We start from the raw sequence: 5,181 nt of genomic DNA on the forward strand, positions 1-5,181 counted from the left end.
AGATATACATTCATACCTGAGGCACTCATCATTAAATAGGCAATATTATAGACAAAGCATAAGATCAAAGTTAATACGATTGTTTTATATATACTTCTAAAATGTAGTTTTGACATTATTTTTTTCATGCAAAAATCTCCTTTTTTGGTAAGATACAATTATTCTAGTCCTTTGTCCAAATACAAATTCATTCAAATGACCAGAAACACATCCACAAATATGTATCTGTGCTATAATATTAACAAATTTATGGAGGAAATGTATATGAATTCAAAAATTAAACGAATTATTGACTTCTCAACTGCCTTTGGACCAAGTGGCATGGAAGATGAAGTATCTAAATTGGCCATGGAAGATGTCAAGGATATTTGTGAAGTTCATGATGATACAATGCGTAATACGTATATGCGCTTTAAACAAGACAAAGAACATGAAACAACGATTCTTTTAGATGCACATGCCGATGAAGTTGGTTTTATTGTGCAAGCCATCAAGCCAAATGGTACAATTCGCTTTTTACCATTAGGTGGATGGGATCCAAAAAACATTGTATCTGGCGAAGTCTGGATTCTTAATGATAAAGGTGAAAAGATTTCGGGTATTGTCGCAAGTCAACCGGTTCATTTCTTATCTGAAGAAAAGCGTAATGGAAAAGTAGATTTTGATGATTTAGTAATCGATGTAGGCGCAACAAGTGCTCAAGAAGTAAAAGAAGAATTTCATATATCTGTAGGTAACTTCATGTGTCCTGCAGTTACATGTAAATATGATGAAGCACATAAAATTTTCTTAGGAAAAGCCTTTGATTGTCGTATAGGCTGTGCAGCCGTAATGGATGTACTACACCAATTAAAAGATGTAAGTCACAACATTGAAGCCACATTAACAACACAAGAAGAAGTCGGCGAAAGAGGCATGGACACAGCAATCAAAAACTTAAATCCTAACATTGCGATTTGTTTTGAAGGATGCCCAAGTGATGATACATTTGAACAAGACTACATGATTCAATCTGCCTTGAAAAAAGGTCCAATGTTACGTTGGTTTGACCGTTCTTATATCACAAGCCCTCGTTTTATGCGTTATGCGATTGATTTGGCTCATGAAAAAAATATTCCTGTACAGGAAAGTGTAAGAAAAGGCGGCGGAACCAATGCAGGAATTACTCACCGCTATAACATTCCAACCATCATTATCGGTATTCCCGTTCGTTTTGCACACGCTTCCTTTGGAATCTGTTCTGGAGAAGATTATGATAATGCTGTAAAACTTGCGGTTGAAATCATCACAAATATCGATGCTCAAACTATTCGAGGATTCTAGTATGGAAAAAATCGCCGTCGTAACGGATACAGGTTCCAATCTATCTTTTGAACAGGCAAAAGAATTGGGTATTTACCTGCTTCCCTTACAAATCACAATTGACGAAACAACATACCAAGATACATTAGAAATTTCAACACAAGATATTTATAAAGAATTAGCCAAGGGGAAAATGCCAAAAACAAGCATGGCAACCTATCAAAAAATCTATGATTTATTTGAAGAACTAAAAAAAGAATACGATACTGTATTTGCGATTCCATTGACAAATGGATTATCCACAAACGCTTCAACCATGCAAAGTATTGCACGAGAATTAGAAATGAATGTCCATGTGATTGATATGTATTCAACTTGTGAATTAGAAAAACATGTTGCGATTTGGATCAAGAAATTAGTCGACGCAAACAAATCATCTGAAGAAATATTAGAGATTATTCGACCTGCCATCGATGAATCCAACTCATTGATCTTAGTCAAGGATTTACAACACCTAAAACGCGGTGGAAGATTAACACCTATGGCTGCTACACTTGCGGGTTTGTTAAAGATTTATCCTATCTTGCACATAAATAAAAACACAGAAGGTAGAATCGATGTATTAAATAAGGTTCGCACAGAAAAAAGAGCTGACGCCTATGCGATTGATAAAGTCATGGATGATATTGACATAGAACATACAAATATCTATATTATTCACTCAGATTTTTTAGAGGGTGCCTACCATTTTAAAAAATGTTTTATCGAAAAGGGTGTACCTGAAGAAAATATTCATATAAACTATATTAGTTCCGTAATCGCCGTACATACTGGTCTTGGTTGTATCGCATTACAATATATAAGAAAGGAAAGCTAAAAACATGGAAACCAAAAATATTTTAATCACAATGAAAAACGGAGATCAAATCAAAGCTGAGTTATATCCAGAGATTGCTCCTGAAACTGTTGAAAACTTTTTGAATCTAATCGAAAAAAAATTCTATAATGGATTAACTTTCCACCGTGTTATTAAAGGATTTATGATTCAAGGTGGATGCCCAATTGGAAACGGAACTGGTGGCCCAGGTTATACAATTCATGGAGAATTCGCTTCAAATGGATTTAAAAACGATTTAAAACACACTCGTGGTGTTTTATCTATGGCTCGTGCTATGGATCCAAATAGTGCAGGAAGTCAATTCTTCATTATGCACCAGGATGCACCTCATTTAGATGGTGAATATGCTGCGTTTGGTAAAGTTATTGAAGGTATGGAAAATGTAGATAAAATCGCAAAAACACCTACTACTTTCAATGATCGTCCAAGAAATCCTCAAGTGATTGATACAATCACAATTGTTGACTAATGACGTTGCAACAATTGCGCTACGTGATCCAGGTCGTTGAATCTGGATCTTTTAATTCCGCAGCCAAAGCCTTATTTATTTCACAACCATCTCTTTCGAAATCCATTCATGATTTAGAAGAAGAAATGTCCATCTGTTTATTTGTTCGAACAAATAAAGGTATTCTTCTTTCTGAACAAGGAGAAAAATTTCTAGGCTATGCTAGACAAGTCATAGAACAAGCTAACTTACTTGAAGAACAATATAAAAACACATTCCCTGCAAGAACTGTATTTGCGATTTCAAGTCAACACTATGCCTTTGTTGTAAATGCGTTTGTCGCCTTAGTCAAAGAATACAATCAAAGTGAATATGAATTTTCTTTAAGAGAACAAAGAACATACGATATTATCGAAGATGTAAAGAACCATCGAAGTCAATTAGGCATTCTTTATCTTTCACATTTCAATCGTGAAGTCATTCAAAGTATCTTAAAGAAAGAACATCTTACATTCACCAAATTATTTGAAGCCAAACCCCATGTGTTTGTTTCTAAGACAAATCCTTTATCCCATAAAAAAACAGTGAAAATGGAAGATTTAGAGAACTATCCCCGTCTAACTTATGAACAAGGAATCAATAATTCCTTCTACTTTTCCGAAGAATTACACAGTACTCAGCCATCTAAAAAGAGTATTGTTGTTTCAGATCGCACCACATTATTCAACTTATTGATTGGACTAAACGGATATACGATTTCTTCAGGTATCTTAAGCACGGATTTAAATGGAGACAACATTGTATCCATTCCACTTGATAGTGATGAAGTTATGGAAATAGGCTATATTAGTGATGGAGTTTTATCCAACATGTCAAAAAACTATCTAAATCATCTAATTCAATACATTGAAAAGACCAAGTGAAATTGGTCTTTTATTATAGTTTTTAACTATAATAAACTAAAGAATATTTCAATTATTCTATATACTATAAATATGATAGACTTAACACACACGAAAGTTGAGGAATTTATTATGACAGTTCAAACACCTTATAGATATGATGTAGTTGGAAGTTTTTTAAGACCTGAAAAACTAAAACAAGCTCGTAAAGATTATGAGTCTAAAAAAATTTCAAGAGAAGAATTGACCCAAATCGAAGATGAGTGCATTACAGATTTAGTTCAAAAAGAAAAGGCAGCCGGCCTACACGTCATCACAGATGGTGAATTCAGACGTGCTACATGGCACTTGGACTTTATGTGGGGATTTGATGGCGTATCTCATACACCAACGAAAACAGGCCTTCCCTTCCATGGAGAAGCCGCTATGATTGATGATACATATATCACTGGAAAAGTTGGTGTGAGTGGTACACATCCTTTTGTAGAGCATTTCAAGTTTTTAACTCAATTCGAAGACGAAAATACAATTGCCAAACAAACCATTCCTGCTCCAGCACAATTTTTGGAACAAATGATTCTTCCTTTTGCACTAGAAAACACTAAAAAATATTATGAAGATACGGAAGAATTGGTTCAAGACATTGCGAAAGGATATAAAGTTGTCATTCAACAATTATATGATGCAGGATGTCGATGCATTCAATTCGATGATTGTTCATGGGGTATGTTGGTGGATGAAAAAGCGCCATTATTCTTCCAAACAGATCAAGAAGGTTTATTAAAAGTTCAAGAATTATTCTTGCGTATCAACAATCTTGCGATTGAAGGAAAACCTGAAGATCTTACAATTAACACACACGTATGTCGTGGTAACTTCCACTCTACATATGCATCTAGTGGTGCATATGATGCTGTCGCAAAAACATTATTTGCGAAAGAAAATGTGCATGCCTATTTCTTAGAATTTGATGATGCTCGTTCTGGTGGTTTTGAGCCATTAAAAGAGGTTACACCCGATAAAAAAGTCGTACTTGGTTTGGTTACGACAAAATCAGCCAAATTAGAAGACAAAGAAACTGTAATTGCCCGTATTAAAGAAGCAAGCCAATATGTCCCTTTAGAAAATTTGTGTCTAAGTCCACAATGTGGTTTCGCCTCATGTGAAATTGGAAACAAATTAACTGAAGAGCAACAGTGGGCTAAAGTAAAATTGGTTAAAGAAATTGCCGAAGAAGTATGGGGATAGAAAAAAGTTTGGATTAATTTCCAAACTTTTTCTTTTTGTGATTTATTTTTTTTAAAATTATTTTTACCCAATTTGATACAAGCGTTAGTATAAAAGGAATCAGACATACATTTAAAATCACATAGATAATTTCATACCATTGTAAGTGAACAATATAGAAAAAGTTCTTACATAAAATGATGGAAACGGCAAATATTACTGACATGATTGTAACCAATATTTTTCTTAGCATTGTCATTGGCACACATACTCGTGTCAACACCATAAGTGCATTGACTCCGGCAAGAATTGTACACATTGTTGAATATTCATTAGGTGAAATATAAACAAAATGGCCTAAGATTGAAACACCAATTACACTACAAATTACACATATGGCTCCT

The 5,181-nt window shown here is 34.3% G+C and carries 6 protein-coding genes; 5 read left to right on the top strand and 1 reads right to left on the bottom strand.

Translation table 11 applies throughout. The annotated features are described in order from the left end of the window. The first annotated feature begins 264 nt into the window (after positions 1–264). The 5 genes from ACZQCL_RS04055 to ACZQCL_RS04075 all read left to right on the top strand — a co-directional run bounded on the left by ACZQCL_RS04055 (position 265) and on the right by ACZQCL_RS04075 (position 4,798). Positions 265–1,323: a M42 family metallopeptidase gene (locus ACZQCL_RS04055; RefSeq protein ID WP_482481903.1), complete on the top strand. Its 1,059-nt coding sequence runs from the start codon at positions 265–267 to the stop codon at positions 1,321–1,323. A 1-nt stretch (position 1,324) separates the two neighbouring features. Continuing rightward, positions 1,325–2,179 (top strand): DegV family protein, encoded by an 855-nt coding sequence (locus ACZQCL_RS04060; RefSeq protein ID WP_337526954.1) that lies wholly within the window; start codon positions 1,325–1,327, stop codon positions 2,177–2,179. Positions 2,180–2,183: 4 nt separating this feature from the next. Beyond that, positions 2,184–2,669 (top strand): peptidylprolyl isomerase, encoded by a 486-nt coding sequence (locus ACZQCL_RS04065; RefSeq protein WP_117571101.1) that lies wholly within the window; start codon positions 2,184–2,186, stop codon positions 2,667–2,669. Then, entirely contained in the window at positions 2,669–3,571 is a 903-nt protein-coding gene (locus tag ACZQCL_RS04070) for a LysR family transcriptional regulator (RefSeq protein ID WP_482481904.1), read from the top strand. The genes ACZQCL_RS04065 and ACZQCL_RS04070 overlap by 1 nt, the downstream gene beginning before the upstream one ends. A gap of 111 nt (positions 3,572–3,682) precedes the next feature. Continuing rightward, complete coding sequence (locus tag ACZQCL_RS04075; protein ID WP_482481905.1) at positions 3,683–4,798, top strand: 5-methyltetrahydropteroyltriglutamate--homocysteine S-methyltransferase; 1,116 nt, start codon at positions 3,683–3,685, stop codon at positions 4,796–4,798. 13 nt (positions 4,799–4,811) lie between these two features. On the opposite strand, the gene ACZQCL_RS04080 is transcribed toward ACZQCL_RS04075, so the two are convergent. After that, positions 4,812–5,181: hypothetical protein (locus ACZQCL_RS04080; protein WP_482481906.1), on the bottom strand; the 370-nt coding region annotated here is incomplete at its 5' end.

Source organism: Holdemanella sp. (assembly GCF_056804935.1).